Consider the following 23,707-nt stretch of genomic DNA (forward strand, 5'->3'; position numbering starts at 1 on the left):
GCTCGGCCGCAGGGTGACCAGCAGGGCGGCTGCGACGCCGATCGCGATGACGGCGGGCTCCTTGCCGACGATCGTCGGTTGCCCGATGGGGCAGCTGATCCGGTCGATCTCGGCGTCGGCGTGGCCGGCGTCGCGCAGCCGGCTGCGGGATCGTGCCCACTTGGCGGTGGACCCGATGAGGCCGACCGTGCCGAGGTCGCCCCGGCGCAGCGCCGCGTCGCACAGCGCGAGGTCCTCGGCGTGGTCATGGGTCATGACGACCACGTGCGCTCCGGGCGGCAGCTCGCGCAGGACGTCCACCGGCGTCGGCGCGTGACGGAGCCGGACGGCGGCGCACCCGCCCAGGACGTCCGCGAGGCACTGGGCGTCGACCTGCCAGAACTCCCCGGTACCGGTCACCAGGTGGGTGCTCCGGGCGGGTGGGGCGGGGCGATCCTGACGGCGGGCCAGCGGATCGGCCGGGTCGGGGCTGCCGAGCGCGTACGCGGCGTCCCGGATCGGCCGGTAGCCGGTGCACCGGCACAGGTTGCCGCCGAGGGCCTGCAGGTCGAAGCCGTGGGGCGCGTCGTTCGACGCCCGGTCGGGCCGGTAGTACTCAGCGGCCATCGCGCACACGAACCCAGGGGTGCAGTAGCCGCACTGCGAGCCGCCCCGGTCGGCGATCTCACGCTGGACCGGGTGGAGATCGGCGACCGTGCAGGCACCCGGTGCGGTGCCGAGACCCTCGACCGTGACGATCTCCTGACCGTCGAAGGCCAGGACGGGCGGCCAACGACGGGCTACGGCCCACGACGCCCGGCACGGTCGAGACCGAGGCGCCGGACCGCGGCTCCTGCGTGCCGAACCACGGTCCGGGCCTGATTCGGACGATAGTCCTGCGACCAGGGCGTGCCAAGGATCGCCGGCGGGACCTCGTGACCCGTCGGCGCACGCAGGTGGCGCTCGGACCGGACCGACGTCGGTCGTCGCAGCAGGTGGGCGTCGGACCGTCGGTGAGCGAGTCGGAGCCGAACCTTAGCCGGGCCTTCGCGTGCTCCTTGCACAGGGTGGGCAATCGTGCACTCGACGCGGACGTCGTGCCGGGACCATCGACTCCAGGAGCCACCATGCAGTGGAATCGCCGATCGGCCACCGCCTTCGCGCCCGCGGTGCTGCTCACGGATGCCGGCTCCGGCTCCGACGAGAGAGGCCCCGGTGGAGGTGAGTGACGTGGACGGCATGGACGCGATGCGCGACCCGGTCACCAGGACCGTGACCACGGGGCACGTCCGCCTCGTCTACCACTACAACGACGGGCACGACTTCACGACGGAGTCGATGCTCGAGGGCGAAGCAGTGGCCTACATGCCGATCCTGCAGGCGCGGCCGCTCGACCCTCACCACTACGTCGCACCGTTCGCGACGATCGAGCTCCAGCCCGTCTGAGGCGCTTGCGGCCGGGGCGCCAGTTCGCCATCGGCTCAAGGGTCACGGGCCCGGGAGACTCCGCCGCGTCCGGAACGGGTCGGCGGTCGTCAGCCCATGGCAAGGTCCGTGACGGGACCCGTCCGGATCTCCGTGAGCGCGGAGACCAGGGCGCGAAGCGCCGGGATGCCGGCCGCATCGGGGTGATGGGTCAAGGAGATGCGCCGGATGCCCACGCCGTCGACCTCCTGGACCGCGATACCCCTGTTGCGCACGCTGCGCAGCGCGAGCTCGGGCAGCAGGGCGACGGCCAGACCCTGCGCGACGAGGGACTGGACGATCACATAGTCGTCGGTGCTGTGCCGAACGTCCGGTGCGAAGCCGGCACGGGCGCACACCCGCATGAGGTGCTCTCGGCACTGGACGCAGCCGCCCACCCAGCGCTCGCCGGCAACCTCGGCCAGTCGGACCCGCTGTCGCCCGGCGAGGCGGTGCTCGGTCGGCAGGACGAGACGGATCGCGTCCTCGCCGAGGGGATGGTCGGTGAGCGCGCGGACCAAGAAGCCCCTGGAAGCCGGTTCGTCGTCGTACCGGAAGACCAGCGCGGCGTCCACGTCGCCCGAGTCGAGCAGGCCGAGCGCCTGCGGGGGCTCGGCGTCCGTGAGGCGTACCTCCAGGCCCGGCGCGCGGCGAACCATGACCTCCATCGCCGCGGGAACGAGGGTTGCCCCGGCGGTCGGGAACGTGGCCAGGCGGACGCTACCGGCGGTGCCGTCCGCGATCGCGGCCACCTCTGCGTCCGCGGCTCGAAGGCGCGCGGCGACCGCGTTGGCGTGCGCCAGCACGATCTGGCCTGCCTCGGTCGGGACGGTGCCGCGAGCGCCGCGCACGATCAGCGGCACCCGCAGTTCCCGTTCCAGGGCACGGACGTGCTGGCTGACCGCCGGTTGGGTCCAGCCGAGCTCCCGGGCGGCGGCGGCGAGCGAGCCCGCGCGAGCAACTGTGCCAAAGATCAACATGCGCTTTGCGTCCATGCCCCAAGTATGGCTTGGGTCCTGGTCAAGCACCTCGGCATTCCGGAAGCGGCCGCGAACGGCCACGATGGCACCCATGCGAACAATCGGCTTGCTGGGCGGGATGAGCTGGGACTCCTCCGCCACTTACTACCGCATCATCAACGAGGAGGTCCGTGATCGCCTCGGCGGGCATCACTGCGCGCAGGTCGTGATGGTCTCGCTGGACTTCGGGGTGGTCCGTGAGCTCCAGGTGCGTGGCGCATGGGACGAGGCCGCGGCGCTGCTCGTGGACGGCGCGGTACGGCTCGAGGCCGCCGGCGCGGACGTCGTCGTGCTCTGCACGAACCTGATGCACAAGCTGGCTCCCGCCATCGAGGCTGCGACCCGCGTACCCCTGTTGCACATCGCCGACGCGGTCGGGGCCCGCGCCCAGGAGCTGGGCGTCGATCAGATCGGGGTGCTCGGTGCCCGGCAGGTGATGGAGGAGCCCTTCTACCGCGATCGGCTTCGCGAGCGATGGGGCATCGACGTCATCGTCCCCAGCGACGAGGACCGGGCGGTGGTCAACCGCGTGATCTTCGACGAGCTCACCACCGGCCGGATCGAGCCGGCGTCCAAGCGGGCCTACCTCGAGATCGTCGACCGGCTCGCCGACCGTGGCGTGGGAGCGGTTGCGCTCGCCTGCACCGAGATCGGGCTGCTCATCGGCGCTACCGACACCGATCTCCCCCTGATCGACTCCGCCCAGGTGCACGCCCTTGCCGCGGTCGACGCCGCCCTCTCACCCGGGGATGCGACCTGGGACCGGCAGCCGGCACTCCGAAGCGGGGTATGACACGACGACTGACTGTTGCTGCGGTTTCGAGTGTCCCGGTCCGGTGCCCGAAGGGTGACGCGTGCAGGCGACCTCGGACATCCGTGCAGGCGACTTCGAGAGCTGACACCGGAGTCGTGCACCTGCCGGCAGCGCCCGGCAGGTGCAGGCGGTCGGGCTCGACGACGGGCGGGGTCCCGGCGTTAGTGTCGCTCATGGGGTTGCAGCGGCGGCGCCAGGGGATGGATGAGGTCGTGCTCGTCGAGGACGAGCCGGTCGGCCGTGACGCGCGGTCCCGGGCCGGCCCGGCCGGCGACGCGCGGGTCTCGCCACGAGCCGGCGTGATCGCCCTGCTCGTGGCGACGGCCGGAACGAGCGTGGCCGCCGTGGTCGCCACGGGGCCCGCCGTCGACGGGGTCGCCGGCGTGCTCACGGGTGCCGCGTCGTCACTGGTCTCCCCGCTGGCCGAGGCATGGCGGCTCGACACCCCACAAGGCTGGACGCTCGCCGGGAACCTCCTCATGACCACCGATGCGCACGGCTCGCAGGTCGAGATCGTCGCGCATGACCTTCCCACCGGTGCGGAGGTGTGGTCGGTGGTCCTCGATCCGGCGGCCGGCGGGGTCGACTGCCCGGCCCAGGCGGTCGGCCCGCAAGGAGCCGTCGTCGTGTGCCAGGCTCTCGGTGGCCTGGTGCCCTCCGGGAGCCCAGGGCAGGTCCAGGACCGCGCCCAGGACCCGGGACGGATCCTCCTCCTGTCAGCCCAGGATGGTGGCCCGGTCGGCGAGATCCGGCTTCCGCGCGATCACGGAGGCTTCGACGTCGTCGACGGGGACCTCGTCCTCCTGGCGGTCGGACCGGGGTCGCTGTCGGTCGAGCGGCGGGACCTGGTCACCGGCCGGACCGTCTGGACGACCGAGATCCCGGTCGAGCCGGTCCTGGACGAGGGTGTGGAGGTGACCGTCGACCGGCCGGCGGCGCGGATCCGTGGCTACGGCGGGCGCGTGCTCCTGGCCGGGCCGCTGACCGCACTGCTCGACGGCGAGGACGGCCACCTGGTGGACCTGTGGCGGCCCGTGGTGTCCCGGCCGGGTGACGTCGGCATCCCGCGGGTCACCACCACCCCGAACGGGTTCGGTGTCCAGATCGGTGCGGACAGCCGACCGGCCCCGACGTCTTGGTACACCGCGTCCGGCGAGCTCGTCGGCACCTTCGACGGAGCGCTCGCCGAGCCGGTGGTCACCGACGGGTCCGGTCCGGATGTCGTGCTGTCGGCGACGCCGTGGTGGGGGTCGCTGCGTGCGGTCGACACCGGCCTCGGCGAGGTGCTCTGGTCCGTCCGGCTCGACGAGGGCGTGCCGGTCGTCCGCACCCGAGCTCAGGTGCTGCTGGCCCAGGGGGGTCGGCTGCAGGCCCGGGACGTGCAGACCGGGGCGCAGCGATGGCTGGTCGCCGCGGACGGGGTCACGGCGATCCACCCCGTCTCCGACGGCGCCTTCGTGCTCGGCACCGGGTCGGAACCGGGCGGGGCGCCGAGCATCTCCGCTCTGTCCCTGACCGACGGCAGTCTGCTGTGGCGCGCCGCCATGCCCCCCGGTGGCGAGGGGCTCGCGGTGCTCGGCGGCCAGGTGGTTGCCGTGGGCGACCGCGTCGTGATCGGCCTGGACTGAGGATCCGGGTTTGGGCGCGACGAGCCGCTCAGCGGTTCAGCTGCGCACGTCGGCGGCGAGCAGCTCGTCGATCTGGCCCATGGCGCCCGTCATGCCCTCGACCATGCCCATGGCGGCGAGCTGCGCCATCTGCTCGGCGGTGGCGAAGTGCGAGGTCACGGTCATGCGGGTGCCGTCCGTGATCTCGTCCAGCTCGACCCGCCCGCGGAGCGTGGGCATCTCGGGGTTCGGCATCCCGGACGCGTCGGCGAACCCGTCGTCGAACTCCAGGGAGCTGGGCTCGTCGACCGAGACGATCCGCCACCAGCCGTGGGCCTCCTCGCCGTCGGGCCCGGTCATGTGGTACTTCGACCCGCCGCCCGCGGTCAGGTTGTGCTCGGTGAAGGTGGCGGGCCAGTCCGGCGGGCCCCACCAGCGCTCGAGCTGCCGCGCGTCGGACCAGATCTGCCAGACCCGGGCGGGCGGGGCCTTGAGCTCGGCGACGATGGTGAAGGTCAGGGCCTGGGCATCGCTGGTGGTGCTGACGACCGTCATGGGGTCTCTCCTTCGGTGGGTTCGGCGAGGATCTCCTCGATGCGGCCGATCCGACCGCGCCAGATCTCCTCGTACTCCTCGAGCAGCCGTACGGCCGCCCGGACGGTGGCGACCTCGCCGCGCACGATCTGCTCGCGGCCGCGTCGCTCCTTGGTCACCAGCCGTGCCCGCTCGAGCACGGCGACATGCTTCTGGACGGCGGCGAAGCTCATGTCGTACCGCCGCGCGAGCGCGGACACCGACGACTCCCGCTCCAGCACCCGCATCACGACGTCGCGCCGTGTCGCGTCGGCCAGGGCGGCGAAGATCCGGTCCACCTCGGCCTGGTCCCGCTGTTCTACAACCATGTGGTTGTACGTTAGTTGTCGAGCGCGGGCTTCGCAAGGGGTCGAGGTACCCCGAGGCGCACGCGTGGTCGGGCTGGCCGACCTACCCGCGCAACGTCTCGGGACTGACCCTCAGCTGCTCACCGACCCGCTGCAACGCTCCCGGCCGAGTCACAGGGACACGCCGCGCGTCGACGGCCATCGACCGCCCGCTCCCGAAGCTCCTCGGGGTAGTTCCTCGGTGCTGCCATGACTCTCATCCTCTCGGGGATTGAGAGCCTCCATCAGACCCGGCACGAGACAGTCCGGGCATGAGCACTTTGCTAACGCTCGGCTCAGGCTTGCCGAGTGGATCGCACGCACCGGGTGCAGTGCGGCGGAGCACCGGGCTCGCCGGGTCCAGGGCGTGATGACCGCGGAGTGGTCTGTGTCCAGCGCCCTGGGCAGCGATAGTTGATGGCCTCTCCTCGGTGAGTCCTCTGCACACGCGACATCGGATCCGGCCCGCCCAGAGGAACGCTCGGTGAGGCCGCCCTTGACTGCAGGCGTACTGGCCGCGTCCGTGGCAAATCCGAGGCCAGGTGCAACCGAATGCGCGGGAACCCAGGCGCTGGCACAACGGGTTGTCGCACCGGTGCCCCAGCACCTCGGCCGCCGCCAGCACCGACACCCCGTGCACCAGCGCGAACGCGAACCGGTACGCAACGACGACCCGGCCCGCGCACCTGACGCATTCGCCGCGGAGCCAAGCTCGCGGTCCACCGGGGCGAGCTGGCGCAGGAGCCGGGCCGCTGCGACGGCGTCGTCGCGGATGCTCGTAAGTGCGCGCCGCCGCGCGTCGATCGCGGGGGAGCACCTGGGCTTCCATGGGCAGTGGCGGCTCGGGATGCAGGGCGACCAGTTCAAGGGCATGAAGGTCTCGCAGGTCGCCGATGAGCGCGGCGGGTGGCGGCTCCCGGCGTTCCCTGCTGACGACATCCGGCAAGTGATCACCGCGCCGACGAGCAGATGCTGGACGACACCCCGACGGTCGTCGCCGTGCGCCTGTCCCGGTCCTCCGTGGTCTGGGTCTGTCGGGCGCCTCGGCCGATACGAGCCATCAGCGAAGTCACCTCGTCAGGGTGACCTCGCTGGGGGCGTGCGGCGTCGGGTCGTCGGCCAGTGACATCGCCACGAAGCCAGTCCCTGTGCAGAGATCGGCTCGGGCCGTCAGCGTAGGGAACGTCAGCCCTCGAGGTGCTCCAGGACTTCACCGGTGTCGGCGTCGAGCACGACGACGCCAGTTTCCGGCCAGTCACTCGCAGGTGCTGGTGAGAAGTCCTCTATGCGGGAGCAGGAGACTCTGTCGTAGGTCGAAAGCACCTCGGCCGTCTGGACGTCCACCAGTGCGGTCCGCAGATGATCCCTCATCTGCTGGGGCCAGTCCTCAGGGTCTTGGAGAATGGCGCTGCTCTCGTCGGCGGGAGAGGAACTCCACCAGCCCTCGTAGTCCCGCCCTTCCGCGGCGACGCCCGGGGGGAACTCAGCGCAGGGCCCGACCGACGCAGGTTCCGCGTTAACGACCGACGCAGCGTCCGCGCCAACGGTCGGCGCACGTTGCGCGTCAACGGTCGGCGCCGCGGCACAACCGGCCAAGGCGACGGCAAGAACGATCCCGCCGGTCAGAAGCTGCCCATAGTTCCGGTTCCAACTCACCCTGTCCCCCTTCAAGCGCACCGCCAGCCCGTCGATCCGAGCCTACTCACGGTTTACCACGCCAGCCCACCCCACGCAGTGGTTCCGGGTGGGGTGGGCTGGCGGTCAAGACCCTGCCCGGGCTCGAGTTGCAGGCCTTGCATGCGAGGACGCCTCTACACGTGCGGACCCGTGTTCGTCTGCGAGGTCGGGCCGCGCCTACGCTCCAGTACACGACCGTCCCCCAGCGTCGCCCCAGAGGGTGCGTCCGCGGTGGCTGTCTGGACGGACGCCGGTGACGCACTGGCACCGGGACGCTGAGTCCCCCGTCACGGTGCCAGTGCGAGGCCCAGCATCGGCTGCCACAGTCGCCGTCTGTCTCGTTCGCGGTGATCGGGTAGCAGCAGGAACTCGTCACGTAGGAGGGCCGCTCCGTGACCTGGGCGTGCTGACGCCGGGAGTGCTTCGGCGGACGTGTCACCTCGAGCGGCTCGCCCGGTGTCACGCCCAGTGCGGCGGCCTCTAGTTCGGCGCCGCCCTCAGGCGATCTGGACTCGCCAAACGTCTACCTGCCCATAGACGTTGAGGTCGTAGAAGTCGTACTCCGTCATCGACGGCCCCCGCCAAACCGACCAGTAGAAGTTGTTCGCCAGGTGGTAGAAGACGCGGCCCTGGTAGTTGCCTGGCTGGAGCTTCACGGTGTTTGGCAGGATCGCCGAGGACGGCATCAGGGTGGTGCCGGAGTCCTTGTAGCAGGCAGCCTTGTACCCGACACCCGCCTGGTAGCCGTACCAGACCTTGTAGTAGCCGCTGCCCGAGGCGCAGTCACGCCCCACGATCATCGGTGAGACCGTGTCGCCCCCCGGCGCGCTCGTAGTCTCGACAGCCTCGATCACCCGATCCGGGGCGACAATCCGAGACTGCCGTGCCCGAAGCTCGCTCTGCTGTCGCCTCTGGCTGGGGGTCAGCGATGACACGAAGGCCTGCTGACGCGCGACGGCATCTGCGTCGAAGCCCATCTCCGCCAGCTCTGAGGGCAGCGCAACCAGGCTGTCCGGCGGAATCAGCGGCGGTGAGCTCGCTGCGGGGACAGTTGCCTGGCCCACACCTGCTGCGCTAGTGCCGAGTACGCACGCCGCAGCGACCAGAATGACCGCGAGAGGTTGTCGTATGCGCATGAGATTCCTCGATTCTCGGTGGGATAGGCGCACGGCAGTCAGTCACACGGAGCCTTCTTGAGGAGTCGCGCTCGTGATGGGTGCGTCGCTGCCGAGGCTAAGGCCCGGGAACACCCCTGGAGGTGTGATCGACCGCCCACTTTTCTGGGCGGCCCAGCGGCACCTTGTCGCGTCTTCGCGTCATACGTTGAGTTCGACGCAACCGCGACGCGAAGGGGGCCGAAGTGTCCGATCCGTGGGTTCAGAACGTCCAGCAGTGGCTCAACGACACCTACACCGGAGTAACCGGCTGGGATCCAGTCGACGTCGACGGATTCACTGGCTGGGAGACGATGTACGCGCTCACGAAGGCGCTACAGCACGAGCTCGGGATCACAGCACTGTCGAACACCTTCGGCCCCGCGACCCTGACTGCGTTGTCGGCGCTCGGTCCCATCGGGCCGTCGACGACCCACCAGCACATCGCGAACATCAATCGGATCCTCGTCGGCGGCCTGTACTGCAAGGGCTACAACGGGGGCAACGGCCAGCTCACCGGGGTCTACAGCGACTTCACCGTCATCGCCGTCCAGCTCCTGCGCGAGGACGTCGGCATCGCACCCGCCGACGGGACGATGCCGGCGAAGGTGTTCAAGGGGCTGCTGACGATGGATGCGTACCGCTTGCTCCCGGGCGGCTCGTCGGCCCTCCGAGACGCCCAGAAGTGGCTTAACGACACGTACGACCTCCGGTCGGCGTTCTACTACATCCCCACCGACGGGCTCGGCTCACGGAACGTGCTGAAGGCCCTGATCTACGCCGTCCAGTACGAGGGTGGGATGAGCGACTCGGTGGCGAACGGCAACTTCGGCCCAGCGACCCAGACGAGCCTGCAAACCAACGGACTGCTCACCACAGGGACGGCGGGCAAGGAGAACTACAAGCGCATCTTCCACGCCGCCATGCTCGTGAACGGTCAACGCGTGGCCTTCAGCTCCACCTTCACGGCGGAGTTCGCTGAACAGGTCGCCGAGTTCCAGGAGTTCGTCCAGCTGGTGACGAACGGTGAGGGCGACTTCCGGACCTGGGCGTCACTCCTGCAGTCCAAGGGCGACCCGGAGCGCCCCGCCCTGGGTTGCGACACGGCCACACCCCTGACAGCCGTCTCAGCCGCCGCGCTCTACGCGGCCGGCTACCGCATCGTCGGCAGGTACCTGGTCACCGCGGGCAGCGATCCGACGTGGAAGGTGCTGCAGCCCGGTGAGCTCCAGACCATCCTCGCCGCAGGGCTCCGCGTCTTCCCGATCTTCCAGATGACGGGCGACACCCTCACGTACTTCACCGAGGCGCGCGGCTTCGTCGACGGGCAGGCTGCAGCGGCTGCCGCTGCCAGCTTCTTCTTCCTGTCCCATACGACGGTCTACTTCGCCGTCGACTACGACGCCCAGGACGCCGAGGTCACCCCGCGGATACTCCCGTACTTCAAGGGAGTCATCCGAGGGCTGCGCGAGACGCCGGGTCCGATCTACCAGGCCGGCGTCTACGGCACCCGCAACGTGTGCACGCGCGTCTCCGAGGAGTTCGGGCTCATCCACTCGTTCGTGTCCGACATGTCGACCGGCTACTCCGGGAACATGGGATTCCCGCTGCCGGCGAACTGGGCCTTCGACCAGATCCACACGATCTCCGTGCCGTACAACGGCGGCTCCGTGGCGATCGACCGCAACGTCTGGTACCGCTCCGACTCGCCACAGCACGTCGGTGGCGCGGACATGGGTGTCGATACGATCTACGGGACGTCCGACGTCAACGGGCCCTTCATCGAGTGGATCTCGTTCGTGGAGAACCGGGCAGTCCAGTACCACGCGGACCACCCCAACTCCGCGAGCCCTCGCGTGTTGGCCCTCCAGTACGCACGGGTGGCCGAGGGCCGGTACCAGGGGATCGCCTATGACAACATCGCAGGCGGGGTGGACTCGGGCTGGGTCTCCTACGTTGAGGGGCAGATCGCCGATGCCGGGATCACGCCGGTCCTGACCATCATCGACCCGTGGACCGGTGCGGGCATCACGTTTGACCACATGGCGTACACGATGCAGTCCGTACTCGCTCACGGGATGCCGGTCAAGCCGGCACCGAACCGGGGCGACATCGGCGGGTGGGGTGGAGACCTCATCACGATCCTGCACGACTACCTGAGCGACAATCGCGGATACGAGAACTCGGAGGCCTACGGCGCCGCTCTCATCGGATCGTCGATGCTGTCCAGCTCCTTCTCCCAGGATGACCTTCTGGCAGACGTCGACGGCTACAACCTCGCCTTCGCAATGATCGACGACTCGAATCTGGACCTCCTGACCGTCACCGCAGGCTCCTACCAGTCGGGAGGCACGGGACCCTTCCGCACACGCCGCCGCTTCACCGAGTTCTACGACAGCCGGTTCGGATCCTCTGCCGAGGTCGACGCGAGCGGCAAGCAGCTGTTCCGGGACACCGGGGATCCGACCCTCTCGGTCGTCAGGGCCGGGATCCTGATGCCGCATGTCCTGGGCGACATCAGCGACGCGACCATCGAGGACGTCGTCAACGGGTTCCAGGACGTGATCGACCGCCGTCGGTCCGTCGAGTAAGGCTGACCTAGCGACGGAACGAGTGAAGGAGCTCGACTGCCTGGGCGTTCAGGAACCAGATCGCGACGACTGCAACGGCGGTAACGAACAGCGGATACGTCCAGTACCGACGTCGCCCGGCGAGCCAGCCGGACGCCGTGACGAGCACCGCCAATACGAGTGCGGTGAGTGTCACGGCGTCCGTGGTTTCGACGATCTGTCGCCGGGCATCCCTAAGCGCGGCGTTGTCTGCGGCCGACTCGAGCGTCCGCACGTCGAGGTCGCGCATCATCCGAATGAAGGTCCAGTGGGCCTCGTGCCCGACGAGGATGATTACGGTGGGCACGAGCATGAGTGCCCCGATCAGCCGTGGGCGCTGTCGGCCCGTGCTGCCCGCGGTCGTGAGGGTTGGGGTGGCGTCCGCCCCCTGGGAGGTGCTCATGGTCTCGACCGTACGGTGCGTACAGCAGAAGCTGGTGTAGGCCTCGTGGGAGGTGTGTGACGGCCACCCTCAAGGGCCTGTGCTCCCCACCGCTGCAGGTCGTCGTGCGTGCCGATCAGCGGTGTGAAGTCGCGCGTGGTCGCGAGCACCCGCCTGACCAGCTCTGGGTCGTCCGCTCGTTGCTGGGGCAGCAGGAAGTGGACGGGATTGCCCGACCACGCTTGCACGCGTTCGGCGAGCCGAGCTAGCCGGTCACGCAAGGCGTCGTCGGTGTCTTTCGGCAAGGCTTCGAGAAGGAGGAGGTCAAAGGGAGCGTCCGGACGCCGCGTGCCGTGGCCGCTCGTGCGGAGCCCGGCGAACAGCGGGGGTTGGGGCCACAGGGCGAGATCCTCGCGTAGTTGACGCTGGAAGCGCTCGCCCACGTCCGAGAGGCGAATGACCGCCTCGGCGGCGACGTGGTCGCGGTTGAGGCGGTAGACGTGATGCTGCCCGTCCTCGGCCCGGCGGTGCACGATTCCCTGTGCTGTGAGGCGTTTGAGTGTGCGTCGGATGCCCTCGCGTGAGTAGTCGCCGATCGCGCTCTGGATCTCGGTCACCGTCATGGGGCATGTGCTGGTTGCCAGCGCAGCGAGCACAGGGCCATCGAGAGTCGGGGTCACGGTCTCCAGTGGGTTCTGGAGCCTCATGCCACGGGCCTTGCGTCAACTTCCGGGTCGCAAGTGTCATGCGCGACGTCTAGACAGGTGTTCATCTGCTCGCCCCCTCGCCAGTGCCCCCCGGACTGGCGACGCTGACGCTAGCCCAACGCTGGGACGTACTGGCGGACACGCCGGGAAGATCACCCGAGCGGCGTAGCGGCGCTCACCACTCGTCGCCCGCGTTCAGGGCGCGAGCTTGTTGGCTCGATCACCGACGCGCAGACCGACCCGACCCTTCGCGCGGGCCGCGCCCATGCCTTCCGTCATCTGCCCGCCGATGATCTCCGCGCTCGAGCTCGGCAAACGCGGCCCTCATCGTTGTCGACGACGGCTGAAGTTGCTGGCCGACCAGCAGTTCCCCGCGACGGCGGCCGGGTATCGGTCGCTGCTGAACTGGCGGCAGGGTTGGGGGCAGGTACTCGCTGTCGGGGGCGGACCGCTTCATCCGCGACGTCGTTGGCCAACAACCAGTCCGGCCGGTGCGAATCGGCTTGTCAGGCTGATCGTCATTGCGGTTCTGGCCGACTGTTCGACCCGTTGCCTTGATCATCGTCAGTGGATAGCCAGGCCCAACGCCGGGCGCCCCGTGCCGGACGGGCATAACGCTCGAAGGCGTGCCCTCGTGGTGTCGGTTCTCGGGCCCGTGCGCAGGAACGCGACGAGGTCGTCACCGAGGCCGGCACACGCCACGCCTCCGTCGCCGGCCCGGACGAGCAGGACGTGCCACCGGCGCTCCCAAACCGGCAGCGCGTAGCTGAACACGCCGATCGCGGCGATCGTGACCGCGAGCCCCACTTGCCCAACCTGGACCGCCTGCACGACGGCGACGGCCACGACGACGGCTCGCAGCCGCCACGCGGCCTGGGTGAAGGGCAGCCGCCGTCCCCAGCTGCTGACGCCGCGGACGGTTGCCTGGATCGCTCGCCACGGCGCCGACGCGAAACCGATGAGCAGGTCCGCGCGCGTTAGCCCTTCGCGGACCAGGACGGCTGAGTGCGCGACGAGCGCAGCCGCCTGACGGCTCGGCAGATCGCCGAGAGCGACGGCCTCGATCAGCCCCGTGGACACGACGACGGTCCGTCGACCGGCGCCGGTCGCCCCGATCACCCGACACCGCTTCACACGGAGTTCCACCAGCGGCGGCCCCAGCCCGACCCGACACAACTGGGTCAGCACTGCCGCCAGCCCTTCGAGCTCGGCCGGCCGCGGCCGACGGGCGCCCAGCACGACCCTCGCTGCGGACCCTTCCCATGCGCTGCGGCCAGCGGCCGCGACGAGAGCGGCCAACACCACCGCCGCGCCCGCTGCAGTCGGCGCCGGTACGGCCGCGAGCGTGAGCGCGACCACGACAACGCTGACCACCACCCCAGGCCCGACCGCCAGGGCCTTCACCACCCATACCGGCATCGTCGCCACCTCCACTCGCACTAGTGCGAGACGACGCCCATCGACACCAGCTGACCCCCACGCGCCGTCGGCCGGCCTTCGGCCGGTGAGGGAACTGTCCTCCGAGCCACCCACATGAACGTGCCCGAGGCTTCTCCCGCGACCGGTCGGCTCAGGGCGCCTGGCATCTGACAGCGCCTTCGTATGCTCTCAAGTTCTCCAGTGCCGCAACGGGTGGGGAGGCCAACGATGGCCAGCATCAAGAAGCGCCCTGACGGGGTGTGGCGAGCCCGATACCGCGACGGGGCGGGCCACGAGCACGCCAAGCACTTCCCGCGCAAAGCCGACGCGCAGCGGTGGCTGGACGAGGTGACGACGGCGGTGGTGACGGGTACCTACGTGGACCCGAAGACGGCACGCACGACGGTGGAGGACTGGTGCATCTCGTGGCTCGCCGGCTACGGCACTCGGCGCGCCTCGACGGTCCGTCAGGGACGCGTGCACGTGGCGAGGATCGTCGCGGAGTTCGGACCCATGCGACTCGGGGACGTGCGCCCCTCCCACGTGAAGGCGTGGACGGCCAAGCTCAAGGCCGAGGGCGCGGCCGACTCCTACGTCTACGCCCTGCCCGCCCGCCTCGCGCAGATCATGGCCGACGCGGTTCACGACGGCGTGATCCCGCGCTCGCCCTGCTCGCGGCGTACGTCGCCGGGTGCCGGCCAGCAACGGCCTTACGTCGCGACGGAGACCCAGCTGTGGGCGCTCGTCGACACCGTTCCGGAGAACCTCCGGCCGGCGGTCTTGCTTGCCGCGTTCGCCGGCCTGCGTGTCGCTGAGGTCTGTGGGCTCCGGGTCACGGACGTCGACTTCATGCGAGGCGTGATCAGCCCGGCAGTGCAGTACCCGGAGGAGCCGCTCAAGACGGCGATCAGCCGGACCTCGGTGCCGATCCCGCAGTCGCTGGCGCTGGCGCTCGCGGACGGCGCTGGCGGGCGCAGGTGGATCGTCGAGACGAGCGTGGGGGAGCAGGTCGGCCCGTGGCAGCTCGATCGGGCGGTCCGCGCGGCACGAGCCTCCCTCAAGGCGAGGGCAGAGGAAGCGGAGCAGCAGCCGAAGGCGAAGCCCGCAGACATCGAGGCGGCACGGGCTCGGGCACTGCCTGAGGGCTTCCGGTTCCATGACCTCAGGCACTTCTACGCCTCATTGCTGATCGCCTCCGGCGCGGACGTGAAGGTCGTCCAGGCGCGGCTTCGGCACGCGTCCGCGAAGACGACCCTCGACACCAACGCCCACCTGTGGCCGGACACAGAAGAGTCCACACGCGCCGCCGTCGGAGCAGCAATGGCGGCGCGTGCGGACTCTCTGCGGACTAGCGTCCGGGAAGTCGAGCGTTAGTGCAGGTCAAAGCACTACGGCGATCAGCAGTCGTAGTAGAGCTCGAACTCGTGCGGGTGCGGGCGCAGCCGGATCGGGTCGATCTCGTTGGCGCGCTTGAATTCGATCCACGTCTCGATCAGGTCGGGCGTGAAGACGTTGCCCTCGGTGAGGTAGTCGTGGTCGGCCTCGAGCGCGTCCAGGACCTCACCGAGCGAGCCGGGGACCTGCTGGATGGAGGCGTGCTCCTCCGGCGGCAGCTCGTAGAGGTCCTTGTCGACTGGCTCCGGCGGCTCGATCTTGTTCTTGATGCCGTCGAGGCCGGCCATCAGCATGGCGGCGAAGGCCAGGTACGGGTTGGACGACGGGTCCGGGACGCGGAACTCGATGCGCTTGGCCTTCGGGTTCGAGCCGGTGACGGGCACCCGGATGCAGGCGGAGCGGTTGCGCGCCGAGTACACCAGGTTGACCGGCGCCTCGAAGCCGGGGACCAGGCGGTGGTAGCTGTTCACCGTCGGGTTGGTGAACGCCAGCAGCGACGGCGCGTGCTTGAGCAGACCGCCGACGTACCAGCGCGCCATGTCGGACAGCCCGCCGTAGCCCTTCTCGTCGTAGAACAGCGGCACGCCGTTCTTCCAGAGCGACTGGTGGACGTGCATGCCTGAGCCGTTGTCGCCGAACAGCGGCTTCGGCATGAAGGTCGCGGTGCGGCCGGCCGCGTGCACGACGCTCTTGACGACGTACTTGAAGAGCATCACCTTGTCGGCCGACTTGGCCAGGCTGTCGAAGCGGTAGTTGATCTCCGCCTGGCCGGCAGTGCCGACCTCGTGGTGCGAGCGCTCGACCTCGAGGCCCAGCTTGTCGAGCTCGAGGCAGATCTGGTCGCGCAGGTCGGCGAAGTGGTCGACCGGGGGGACCGGGAAGTAGCCGCCCTTGTAGGGCGTCTTGTGACCGAGGTTGCCACCGTCCTCCTTGCGGCCGGTGTTCCAGGCCGCCTCGATGGAGTCGATGTGGTAGTAGCTCTCGGACTGGCTCGTGAAGAACCGGATGTCGTCGAAGATGTAGAACTCGGCCTCGGGGGCGAAGAAGGCGGTGTCGGCTATGCCTGTCGACTTCAGGTACGCCTCGGCCTTGGCAGCGATCTGGCGCGGGTCACGGCTGTACGGCTCGTCGGTGTACGGGTCGACGATCGACATGTTGACGTTGAGCGTCTTCTCGACGCGGAACGGGTCGAGGTAGGCCGTGCTGATGTCGGCGAGGAGCTTCATGTCGGACTCGTGGATGGCCTGGAAGCCACGGATCGAGGACCCGTCGAACATCTGACCCTCGGTGAAGAAGGCGGCGTCCACGGTGGCTGCCGGCACGTTGAAGTGCTGCATCACCCCGGGCAGGTCACAGAACCGGACGTCGACGAACTTGACGCCCTCCTCCTTGATGAAGGCGATGACGTCTTCGGCGGAACTGAACATCCGGTGATCTCCTTGATCTCGCGTGCGCGACTGGACGCTGCATCGGTCCGACGGTAGGACGCCGTCGTTTCCCGTCGGTGTACCTCGTGTTTCGGCTGCGTTACCTCCGTCGCTGCGATCCGCGCACCGAGCCCTGTCGGGCCGTGGCTAGGCTTGCCGGATGGGTTCACGACGGGAGGACCTGGGGTCCTGGCTGGAGGGTACTCCCGGTGACCGGCAGGCCGGTGCGGTGTCTCGACTCGGTCTGCCGAGCGACGGATCGGGCTCGCTCGCGCCACTCTGGCGCCGTCTGGCCGGGGTGGGTGTGGACTGGGCGTTGAGCCTTGCGGTGAGCGCCGCCTTCTTCCCGGCCGGCGACGAACCGTTGCTGCCGCTGCTTGCCGGTGACCCGATGGCGACGTTGGCCGTCTTCGGCGTCTCGACGCTGGTGCTCGTGTCGCTCCTCGGTCACACCGTCGGTCAGCGGATCGCCGGGCTCCTGGTGGTCCGGCTGCGCGATGTCGTCGGGAAGCCGCAGGACGTGTCGGTGGTGCGCCCGCCGGGCCTCGTCGCCGGGTTCGTGCGCACCGCCCTGCTGTGCATGGTTGTGCCCGCGGTGGTCTGGGACGGCGCAGGCCGTGGCATGCACGACGTCGCCGCGGGGACGGTCATCGTCCGGCGGTGAGGTCCGCGCCGGGAGTGGCGTGCTAGCGCCCGCGCATCCCCTTGCGGTCGGGGCGCACGCGGTAGGGGTCGACGCCCTTGGGGATGGGCAGCTTCGCGCCACCGAGGGAGCGCAGGCGCTTGGTGACCTCTTCGGCCTCCTGCTTGGTCAGGGTCGACTTGAGCCGCTGGACCGCGCGCGGGAGCTTCCGCAACGGCACCTGGCCCTCGCCGTTGCCGGCCTGGATCAGGGTGATCGGCACGTTCGGCAGGATTCGGGTGATCTTCTTGCGCTCGAGGTCGAGCAGGCGCGGGATGCGACCGGCAGGTCCCTCGCCGACCAGGACGACGCCGGCCCGCCCGACGCCTCGGAACACCAGGTCCTGGTTGCGGGGGTCCATGGCGACGGGCTCCTCGGGGAAGTCCCAGCCGCGGCGGATCGTGCGCAGCGCCGACAACGCCGCGCCGGGCTGGCCCTCGATCTGGCGGTAGGCAGCCGTCTCGGCCCGCCTGGCGAGGATGAACATCGCGGCGAGGACCGCGAACGGCAGGCCGACGACGATCAGGTAGACGACCTGGTTGACCGCGAAGCCGATGACCAGCGCGACGGCCATGACGCCGACGAAGGACGCGAGCAGCCACCACGTGACGGCGGGGTCGGCCTTGCGGGTCATCTGGTACGCGGACCAGACCTGGTGGTACCACCGGGTCTTGCGGACCTTGGGTGCCTTGCCGCTGGGCGCAGGGGAGGGTTCGGCAGAACGCTGACGGGCCATGGGGCAGAAGTCTAGTGGGCGCCGGGAGTGCCGACGTGGACCCTGTGCGAGTGGGCGACCGGGCAGAACCGACCGGTCGCGAGAGGTTGGCGGCGCCGCTCAGCGGGCCAGCAGGCTCGACGCCTCCTGGCGGGCCGTACGCTCCTCGCCGAGATGGGCGAGCTCCGCGGGGATGGCCTGGCCGCGTCGACGCATCGCCTGGCCCCAGAGCCGACCCGCCCGGTACGAGGACCGCACGAGCGGGCCGGACATGACCCCGAGGAAGCCGATCCGCACGGCCTCGTCGGAGAGTGCGACGAACTCCTCCGGGCGGACCCAGCGATCCACCGGGTGGTGCCGCACCGACGGGCGCAGGTACTGGGTGATGGTGATCAGCTCGCAGCCGGAGTCGTGCAGGGCGTGCAGGGCCTCGATGACCTCGTCGTAGGTCTCACCCATGCCGAGGATTAGGTTCGACTTGGTGACGAGGCCGGCGTCGCGGGCCGCGGTGATCACCGAGAGCGAGCGGTCGTAGCGGAACCCGGGCCGGATCTGCTTGAAGATCCGCGGCACGGTCTCGAGGTTGTGCGCGAGGACCTCGGGTCGCGACGAGAAGACCTCGGTGAGCAGCTCGGGCACCGCGTTGAAGTCCGGGATGAGCAGCTCGACGCCGGTGCCCGGGTTGAGCGCATGGATCCGGCGCACGGTCTCGGCGTAGAGCCATGCCCCGCCGTCCGGCAGGTCGTCCCGGGCGACGCCGGTGACGGTCGAGTACTTCAGACCCATGGCCTGCACGGACTCGGCGACCCGCCGCGGCTCGTCGGCGTCGAAGTCGGCCGGCTTGCCGGTGTCGATCTGGCAGAAGTCGCAGCGTCGGGTGCACTGGTCGCCGCCGATGAGGAAGGTCGCCTCGCGGTCCTCCCAGCACTCGAAGATGTTGGGGCAGCCGGCCTCCTCGCACACGGTGTGCAGACCCTCGCGCTTCACGAGGTTCTTCAGCTCGGTGTACTCAGGCCCCATCGTCGCCCTGGTCTTGATCCACTCGGGCTTCTTCTCGATCGGTGTCGTTGCGTTGCGGGCCTCGACCCGCAGCATCCGGCGTCCCTCGGGTGCGATCGTCACCGGGTCAGCCTACGACAGTCGTCCGATGACCTCGCGCGGCGAGGACGGGTGCCAGCCGCGCGGTCAGGTGCTCCCGCAGGACGGGCTCGGCGTCACCGATCGTGACGTCGCGGCCGAGCTCGGCGGACAGCGACGTCACGTCGGCGTCCGGCAGCCCGCACGGCACGATCCGGCTGAATGCGACCAGGTCCGGGTCGCAGTTCAGGGCCACGCCGTGCATGGTGACGCCCTTGGCCACCCGCACCCCGATCGCAGCCACCTTGCGGTCCCGGCGATCGCCGGTGCCCGGCGCGTCGGCATGGCACCACACGCCGGACCGGCCGTCGACCCGGACGGTCGGCAGCCCGAGGGCGGCGCAGGTGTCGATCACGCCGTGCTCGAGGGCCCGGACGTACGCCACGACGTCGACGGGTGCGGCGAGCCGCACGATCGGGTACGCGACGAGCTGACCGGGACCGTGCCAGGTGATCTTGCCCCCGCGGTCGACGTCGATCACGGGCGTCCCGTCGGCGGGACGGTCCCAGGCCGCGGTGCGCCGCCCGGCGGTGTAGACGTCGGTGTGCTCGACGAGCAGCACGGTGTCCGGCCGCAGGCCGTCGACGACCTCGGCGTGCACCTGGCGCTGCAGCGCCCAGGCCTCGGTGTAGTCGACCTGCCGGACGCCCAGGTCGAGACTCACGAACTCCACCCCCGGCACGCTACCCGTGGTCCGCGCCGTGGTCCGCGTCGCTGCCGCCGGGCGGCGCCGCGAAGGGATGGTCCAGCGCGTCGGTGAGCCCGGCGTCGGAGGCGTGCGGACGCTGGGCGAGCATGACCGTGAGCAGCCCGCGCAGCTGCTCGACCTGGTCGGGGTCCAGCCCGCGGATGCTCATCTCCTCGGCCACCTGCGGGTCGCCCGCCTCGAACAGTGCGGCGCGACCCGATGCGGTGAGCACGACGTCGTGCCGGCGCCTGTCATGGGCGTGCGGCAGGCGGTCGACGTAGGCCGAGCGTTCGAGCCGTGCGACGATGCGGCTCATGGTCTGCTCGGTCACGCCGGAGGCCTGCGCGAGCTCATGCTGGGAGCGGGGTCCGCGAAGCAGGAGGAAGAGCACCGGGAGACTCGCGTGGTTGAGGTCCCAGCCGCTCAGGTGCGCGTTCCAGTCCCGCTCGATCCGCCGGGCGGCCGCCGAGATGAGCCGCCCGGTCGGCCACTGGTTGAACCGTGCGACCGGGTCTGCGCCGGGTGCGGCCGGTCCTGACGCGGCTGGTTCTGACACTGCGGGGAACATCCCTCCGTCATCCGGAGTTGCGCGAGAAGGTCGAGCGAAGGCCGGAGTTGTGCGAGAAGGCTAGCCCGGTCATGATACTCAGCATGCTTAGTAATGGAACCGGCCGACGTCTCGGTGCGCTGCGTGGCCTCGGCGTCCTGGCCCTGCTGCTGGTGTGGCTCGCGGTGGCCGGTCTCGGCGGGAGCTCGATGGGCAAGCTCTCCGAGGTCCAGGAGAACTCCGCCGCGTCGTTCCTGCCGCAAGGCGCGGAGTCCACCCGCGCGGCCGAGGCACAGCGTGCTTTCAGTGACGATGCCGTGCTGCCTGCGATCGTCGTGGTCGAGGGGGACGGCGCCCTGACGCCCGACCAGCTCGTTGCGGTGCAGGCGTTCGCCGCCGCGGTGCCGGCGATCGAGCTCGGGCCGGGCACGACGATCGGCGACCTGCTGCTCGCTCCTGCCGTCGCCGTCCCGTCCGAGGACGGGACGGCTGCCCTGATCACGCTGTCGCTCGATGCCGATGCGGCGAGTGAGCAGATCGGTGAGGAGCGCGTCGTCAACCAGGTGGTCGCCGAGCTTCGCGCCGCGACCGCAGGCGATCTCGCCGACGCGGGGCTGCAGGCCTGGGTGACCGGACCGGCCGGCGCGATCGCCGACCTGGTCGAGGCCTTCGGCGGCATCGACGGTCTGCTGCTGCTCGTCGCGCTCTCGGTCGTCTTCGTGATCCTGATCATCGTCTACCGTTCGCCGAGCCTGCCCTTCGCGGTCCTGCTCACCTCGCTGTTCGGTCTGGCCGGAGCGGCGTTCGTCGTCTACGAGCTGGCCAAGGCCGACGTCCTGGTGCTCAACGGGCAGAGCCAGGGGATCCTGTTCATCCTCGTCGTCGGAGCCGCGACCGACTACTCGCTGCTGATCGTCGCGCGCTACCGCGAAGAGCTGCGCCGGGTGGAGTCGCCGTACACCGCGATGCGACGTGCCCTGCGGGCATCGATCGAGCCGGTCGCGGCCAGCGCGGGGACGGTTATCGCCGGCCTGCTCTGCCTGCTGCTCTCGGACCTGTCGTCGAACTCGAGCCTCGGCCCCGTCGCGGCGATCGGGATCGCCGGCGCCTTCCTGGCGGCCACGACGCTGCTGCCCGCCCTGCTCCTGATCACCGGGCGGCGCTCCCGCCTGGTCTTCTGGCCGCGCGTCCCGCACGTGGTCGAGGCCCCGGTCGCCGCTGACGGCGGGTCGCGGGCCGCCCGCGCACGCGGCGACGGCGAGCCCCTCGAGCACCTCGAGGCCCGCTCCGGGCTGTGGGGCCGGGTGTCCGGGCTGATCGGCCGTCGGCCGCGCCTGGTCTGGGTCGGCACTGCCGTCGCCCTGCTGGGTGCCTCGGCCTGGTTGCCGACCCTGCAGGCCGACGGCACGGGTGAGAGCGACATCTTCCTCACCGCGGTCGAGTCGGTCGCGGGCGAGGAGGTCCTCGCGGCCCACTTCGACGCGGGCCAGGTCCAGCCGGTCACGGTGATCGCCGCCGAGGCGGACCTGGACGCGGTGGTGGCCGCCGCGACCGCCGTCGACGGTGTCCGGTCCGCCGACCCGGTGACCGAGCGGGCCCCCGGCCCGCCCGGGGCTCCCGCCGACCCGGACGCCCCGGTGCTCGTCGTCGACGGGTCGGTGCGCATCGACGTCGTCACCGACGCCGGCTCGGAGACCCAGGAGGCCGTCGACGTGGTCCGCGACGTACGGACCGCCGTGCACGCCGTGGCCCAGGACGCCCTGGTCGGTGGTGCCGCCGCCGAACGGCTCGACACCCAGCTGACGAGCACGCGCGACCTGACGGTGATCGTCCCGGCCGTGCTGCTCGTGATCCTGCTGGTCCTGATCGTCCTGCTCCGGGCGATCGTCGCGCCGCTGATCATCGTCCTGGCGAACCTGCTGTCCTTCGGAGCGACGATCGGCATCGGGGCCCTCGTGTTCAACCACGTCCTCGGCTTCCCGGGCGCGGACGCGACGGTGCCGCTGTACGCCTTCGTCTTCCTGGTGGCCCTCGGTATCGACTACTCGATCTTCCTGATGACCCGCGTCCGGGAGGAGTCCCTGGTGCACGGCACGCGCGAGGGGGTGCGACGGGGGCTCTCGGTCACCGGTGGGGTGATCACGAGCGCCGGCGTCGTCCTCGCCGCGACCTTCGGTGCCCTGGCGGTGCTCCCGCTGCTCTTCCTCGTCCAGCTCGCGTTCCTGGTGGCGCTCGGCGTGCTGATCGACACGCTCGTCGTGCGCACCCTGCTGGTCCCTGGTCTCATCCACGACCTCGGTCGGGCATCCTGGTGGCCATGGGCAACGAGGATCAGGGACTGACACTGCGGTTCGGCGTCATCGGCTACGGCGACTCGGGCCGGGGCATCCACGCGCGGCTGCTGCGCGAGGCGGGGCACACCGTGACCGATGTGGTCACACGCGACGGTGCGCGGGCGGCAGCGGCGCACGCCGACTGGCCCGGGGTGCACGTGCACGACGACGTGGCCGGCCTCCTGGGTCGCGCCGCGGACGTGGACGCCGTGGTCGTCGCGACACCCAGCGGCCGGCACGTGGAGCACGCCATGGCGGTCGTGGCGGCCGGGGTGCCGGTCGTCGTCGACAAGCCGCTCGCCCTCGACGCCGACGGCGCGTCGACGATCGTGGCCGCGGCGCAGGCCGCAGCGGTCCCGCTGACCGTCTTCCAGAACCGGCGGTGGGACAGCGAGCAGCTGACCCTCCTCGGCCTCCTCGCGTCCGGTGCGCTCGGTCGGGTCCACCGGTTCGAGCGTCGATGGGAGCGTTGGCGCCCGGTGCCCAAGAACCGGTGGAAGGAGAACGCCGTCGGGCAGGGCGGCGGGCTGCTGCTCGACCTCGGTGCGCACCTGGTGGACTCCGCGACCCAGCTCTTCGGGCCGGTCGCCTCGGTCTACGCCGAGATCCGTGCCCTGACCACACCGGCCGAGGACGACGTCTTCCTCGCCCTCGAGCACGTCAGCGGTACGACGAGCCACCTGTGGGCGGGCAGCCTCGTCGGCGCCCCGGACCGCGCACCCGGGTGCTCGGCAGCGCGGGTGCCTACCTCGTGACCTCGTTCGAGGGCGAGCCGACCCCGTTCGAGGCCATGACCGGCGGGCCGGGCACCGAGGGGCTGCTGGTCCGGGGCGACCAGGTCGAGCCCGTCGAGCGCGCGCCGGGCAGCCATGCCGACTTCTACCGGGCGGTCGGCAGGTGGCTGGCTGCGGGCGGCCCGGTCCCGGTCGACCCGTGGGATGCCGTCCGGACCGCGGCCGTGCTCGACGCCGCGCGCCGCAGCGTCCGCGACGGACGACGGGAGCCGGTCGCCCACCACTGAGTCGGTCGGGC

Annotated in this window: 22 protein-coding genes and 2 pseudogenes; 9 read left to right on the forward strand and 15 right to left on the reverse strand. The window is 70.4% G+C overall.

All coding sequences use genetic code 11. The features are described from left to right. Window positions 1-84 precede the first annotated feature (84 nt). Both K415_RS25180 and K415_RS24760 read right to left on the reverse strand, forming a co-directional pair. Window positions 85-255: pseudogene (locus tag K415_RS25180) on the reverse strand (XdhC family protein); the annotation flags it as partial. A gap of 126 nt (window positions 256-381) precedes the next feature. After that, window positions 382-765: pseudogene (locus tag K415_RS24760) on the reverse strand (2Fe-2S iron-sulfur cluster-binding protein); the annotation flags it as partial. Between the two features lie 444 nt (window positions 766-1,209). On the opposite strand from K415_RS24760, the gene K415_RS0115700 reads away from it, so the two are divergent. Beyond that, window positions 1,210-1,425 (forward strand): hypothetical protein, encoded by a 216-nt coding sequence (locus tag K415_RS0115700; RefSeq protein WP_155859493.1) that lies wholly within the window; start codon window positions 1,210-1,212, stop codon window positions 1,423-1,425. A gap of 89 nt (window positions 1,426-1,514) precedes the next feature. Here the strand turns inward: K415_RS0115700 and K415_RS0115705 are convergent, their stop codons facing one another. Then, on the reverse strand, window positions 1,515-2,438 hold the full coding sequence (locus tag K415_RS0115705; protein ID WP_024287996.1) for a LysR family transcriptional regulator: 924 nt from the start codon (window positions 2,436-2,438) through the stop codon (window positions 1,515-1,517). A gap of 76 nt (window positions 2,439-2,514) precedes the next feature. On the opposite strand from K415_RS0115705, the gene K415_RS0115710 reads away from it, so the two are divergent. Then, window positions 2,515-3,255 (forward strand): aspartate/glutamate racemase family protein, encoded by a 741-nt coding sequence (locus K415_RS0115710; protein ID WP_024287997.1) that lies wholly within the window; start codon window positions 2,515-2,517, stop codon window positions 3,253-3,255. A gap of 194 nt (window positions 3,256-3,449) precedes the next feature. Next, entirely contained in the window at window positions 3,450-4,904 is a 1,455-nt protein-coding gene (locus K415_RS0115715) for a PQQ-binding-like beta-propeller repeat protein (RefSeq protein ID WP_024287998.1), read from the forward strand. 36 nt (window positions 4,905-4,940) lie between these two features. Here K415_RS0115715 and K415_RS0115720 read toward each other — a convergent pair whose 3' ends face one another. From K415_RS0115720 to K415_RS24085, 4 genes are all read right to left on the reverse strand, one after another. Next, on the reverse strand, window positions 4,941-5,438 hold the full coding sequence (locus K415_RS0115720; RefSeq protein ID WP_024287999.1) for an SRPBCC domain-containing protein: 498 nt from the start codon (window positions 5,436-5,438) through the stop codon (window positions 4,941-4,943). Continuing rightward, a complete protein-coding gene (locus K415_RS0115725; RefSeq protein ID WP_024288000.1) occupies window positions 5,435-5,785 on the reverse strand; it encodes a helix-turn-helix transcriptional regulator in 351 nt (116 codons plus the stop codon). Before K415_RS0115725 ends, K415_RS0115720 begins: the two co-directional genes overlap by 4 nt. 1,203 nt (window positions 5,786-6,988) lie before the next feature. Continuing rightward, window positions 6,989-7,459, reverse strand: coding sequence for a hypothetical protein (locus tag K415_RS0115730; RefSeq protein ID WP_155859494.1), 471 nt, complete (start codon window positions 7,457-7,459; stop codon window positions 6,989-6,991). Window positions 7,460-7,977: 518 nt separating this feature from the next. After that, on the reverse strand, window positions 7,978-8,280 hold the full coding sequence (locus K415_RS24085) for a hypothetical protein (RefSeq protein ID WP_155859495.1): 303 nt from the start codon (window positions 8,278-8,280) through the stop codon (window positions 7,978-7,980). Between the two features lie 560 nt (window positions 8,281-8,840). Here K415_RS24085 and K415_RS0115740 point away from each other — a divergent pair. Continuing rightward, window positions 8,841-11,225, forward strand: coding sequence for a glycoside hydrolase domain-containing protein (locus tag K415_RS0115740; protein ID WP_024288003.1), 2,385 nt, complete (start codon window positions 8,841-8,843; stop codon window positions 11,223-11,225). Between the two features lie 7 nt (window positions 11,226-11,232). Here K415_RS0115740 and K415_RS0115745 read toward each other — a convergent pair whose 3' ends face one another. The 3 genes from K415_RS0115745 to K415_RS0115760 all read right to left on the reverse strand — a co-directional run bounded on the left by K415_RS0115745 (window position 11,233) and on the right by K415_RS0115760 (window position 13,751). After that, window positions 11,233-11,646, reverse strand: a complete 414-nt coding sequence (locus K415_RS0115745) for a hypothetical protein (RefSeq protein ID WP_024288004.1) — start codon at window positions 11,644-11,646, stop codon at window positions 11,233-11,235. Then, window positions 11,643-12,248 carry a helix-turn-helix domain-containing protein gene (locus K415_RS22960; RefSeq protein ID WP_155859496.1) on the reverse strand — a complete coding sequence of 202 codons (606 nt, stop codon included), beginning with the start codon at window positions 12,246-12,248 and terminating at the stop codon, window positions 11,643-11,645. Before K415_RS22960 ends, K415_RS0115745 begins: the two co-directional genes overlap by 4 nt. A 648-nt stretch (window positions 12,249-12,896) precedes the next feature. Beyond that, window positions 12,897-13,751, reverse strand: a complete 855-nt coding sequence (locus K415_RS0115760) for a hypothetical protein (RefSeq protein WP_155859497.1) — start codon at window positions 13,749-13,751, stop codon at window positions 12,897-12,899. A gap of 228 nt (window positions 13,752-13,979) precedes the next feature. On the opposite strand from K415_RS0115760, the gene K415_RS0115765 reads away from it, so the two are divergent. Then, a complete protein-coding gene (locus tag K415_RS0115765; protein WP_034661334.1) occupies window positions 13,980-15,125 on the forward strand; it encodes a site-specific integrase in 1,146 nt (381 codons plus the stop codon). A gap of 23 nt (window positions 15,126-15,148) precedes the next feature. Here the strand turns inward: K415_RS0115765 and glnA are convergent, their stop codons facing one another. Beyond that, window positions 15,149-16,573, reverse strand: coding sequence for a type I glutamate--ammonia ligase (gene glnA, locus K415_RS0115770; RefSeq protein ID WP_024288008.1), 1,425 nt, complete (start codon window positions 16,571-16,573; stop codon window positions 15,149-15,151). A 160-nt stretch (window positions 16,574-16,733) separates the two neighbouring features. On the opposite strand from glnA, the gene K415_RS0115775 reads away from it, so the two are divergent. Next, the gene (locus K415_RS0115775; protein ID WP_024288009.1) at window positions 16,734-17,237 is read left to right on the forward strand and encodes an RDD family protein; all 504 of its coding nucleotides are present in this window, start codon (window positions 16,734-16,736) and stop codon (window positions 17,235-17,237) included. Window positions 17,238-17,259: 22 nt separating this feature from the next. On the opposite strand, the gene K415_RS0115780 is transcribed toward K415_RS0115775, so the two are convergent. From K415_RS0115780 to K415_RS22075, 4 genes are all read right to left on the reverse strand, one after another. After that, window positions 17,260-17,991 carry a DUF4191 domain-containing protein gene (locus K415_RS0115780; protein WP_024288010.1) on the reverse strand — a complete coding sequence of 244 codons (732 nt, stop codon included), beginning with the start codon at window positions 17,989-17,991 and terminating at the stop codon, window positions 17,260-17,262. A gap of 99 nt (window positions 17,992-18,090) precedes the next feature. Next, window positions 18,091-19,092, reverse strand: coding sequence for a lipoyl synthase (gene lipA, locus K415_RS0115785; protein ID WP_024288011.1), 1,002 nt, complete (start codon window positions 19,090-19,092; stop codon window positions 18,091-18,093). Between the two features lie 4 nt (window positions 19,093-19,096). Then, window positions 19,097-19,780 carry a lipoyl(octanoyl) transferase LipB gene (gene lipB, locus K415_RS0115790; protein WP_024288012.1) on the reverse strand — a complete coding sequence of 228 codons (684 nt, stop codon included), beginning with the start codon at window positions 19,778-19,780 and terminating at the stop codon, window positions 19,097-19,099. A 10-nt stretch (window positions 19,781-19,790) separates the two neighbouring features. Continuing rightward, window positions 19,791-20,351, reverse strand: coding sequence for a MarR family winged helix-turn-helix transcriptional regulator (locus K415_RS22075; protein WP_231494917.1), 561 nt, complete (start codon window positions 20,349-20,351; stop codon window positions 19,791-19,793). 95 nt (window positions 20,352-20,446) lie between these two features. On the opposite strand from K415_RS22075, the gene K415_RS0115800 reads away from it, so the two are divergent. From K415_RS0115800 to K415_RS25185, 3 genes are read left to right on the forward strand one after another with little or no spacing between them, the layout of a single operon-like run. Then, window positions 20,447-22,684, forward strand: coding sequence for an MMPL family transporter (locus K415_RS0115800; RefSeq protein WP_024288014.1), 2,238 nt, complete (start codon window positions 20,447-20,449; stop codon window positions 22,682-22,684). Continuing rightward, a complete protein-coding gene (locus K415_RS22080; protein ID WP_369795241.1) occupies window positions 22,660-23,430 on the forward strand; it encodes a Gfo/Idh/MocA family oxidoreductase in 771 nt (256 codons plus the stop codon). The genes K415_RS0115800 and K415_RS22080 overlap by 25 nt, the downstream gene beginning before the upstream one ends. After that, window positions 23,427-23,696, forward strand: a complete 270-nt coding sequence (locus tag K415_RS25185) for a hypothetical protein (protein WP_369795242.1) — start codon at window positions 23,427-23,429, stop codon at window positions 23,694-23,696. The genes K415_RS22080 and K415_RS25185 overlap by 4 nt, the downstream gene beginning before the upstream one ends. Window positions 23,697-23,707: the final 11 nt, after the last annotated feature.

This window comes from Cellulomonas sp. KRMCY2 (assembly GCF_000526515.1).
In the GTDB taxonomy this organism is placed as follows: Bacteria; Actinomycetota; Actinomycetes; order Actinomycetales; family Cellulomonadaceae; genus Actinotalea.

What these genes read in the sequence shown, in the direction of transcription:
- K415_RS24085 (WP_155859495.1), bottom strand. Translation starts at nt 8,280, where the DNA reads ATGATCGTGGGGCGTGACTGCGCCTCGGGCAGCGGCTACTACAAGGTC.
- K415_RS0115710 (WP_024287997.1), top strand. Translation starts at nt 2,515, where the DNA reads ATGCGAACAATCGGCTTGCTGGGCGGGATGAGCTGGGACTCCTCCGCC.
- K415_RS0115705 (WP_024287996.1), bottom strand. Translation starts at nt 2,438, where the DNA reads ATGGACGCAAAGCGCATGTTGATCTTTGGCACAGTTGCTCGCGCGGGC.
- K415_RS0115800 (WP_024288014.1), top strand. Translation starts at nt 20,447, where the DNA reads ATGCTTAGTAATGGAACCGGCCGACGTCTCGGTGCGCTGCGTGGCCTC.
- K415_RS22080 (WP_369795241.1), top strand. Translation starts at nt 22,660, where the DNA reads ATGGGCAACGAGGATCAGGGACTGACACTGCGGTTCGGCGTCATCGGC.
- K415_RS0115715 (WP_024287998.1), top strand. Translation starts at nt 3,450, where the DNA reads ATGGGGTTGCAGCGGCGGCGCCAGGGGATGGATGAGGTCGTGCTCGTC.
- K415_RS0115775 (WP_024288009.1), top strand. Translation starts at nt 16,734, where the DNA reads ATGGGTTCACGACGGGAGGACCTGGGGTCCTGGCTGGAGGGTACTCCC.
- K415_RS0115765 (WP_034661334.1), top strand. Translation starts at nt 13,980, where the DNA reads ATGGCCAGCATCAAGAAGCGCCCTGACGGGGTGTGGCGAGCCCGATAC.
- K415_RS0115780 (WP_024288010.1), bottom strand. Translation starts at nt 17,991, where the DNA reads ATGGCCCGTCAGCGTTCTGCCGAACCCTCCCCTGCGCCCAGCGGCAAG.
- K415_RS0115760 (WP_155859497.1), bottom strand. Translation starts at nt 13,751, where the DNA reads ATGCCGGTATGGGTGGTGAAGGCCCTGGCGGTCGGGCCTGGGGTGGTG.
- K415_RS0115725 (WP_024288000.1), bottom strand. Translation starts at nt 5,785, where the DNA reads ATGGTTGTAGAACAGCGGGACCAGGCCGAGGTGGACCGGATCTTCGCC.
- K415_RS0115720 (WP_024287999.1), bottom strand. Translation starts at nt 5,438, where the DNA reads ATGACGGTCGTCAGCACCACCAGCGATGCCCAGGCCCTGACCTTCACC.
- K415_RS22960 (WP_155859496.1), bottom strand. Translation starts at nt 12,248, where the DNA reads ATGACGGTGACCGAGATCCAGAGCGCGATCGGCGACTACTCACGCGAG.
- K415_RS0115745 (WP_024288004.1), bottom strand. Translation starts at nt 11,646, where the DNA reads ATGAGCACCTCCCAGGGGGCGGACGCCACCCCAACCCTCACGACCGCG.
- glnA (WP_024288008.1), bottom strand. Translation starts at nt 16,573, where the DNA reads ATGTTCAGTTCCGCCGAAGACGTCATCGCCTTCATCAAGGAGGAGGGC.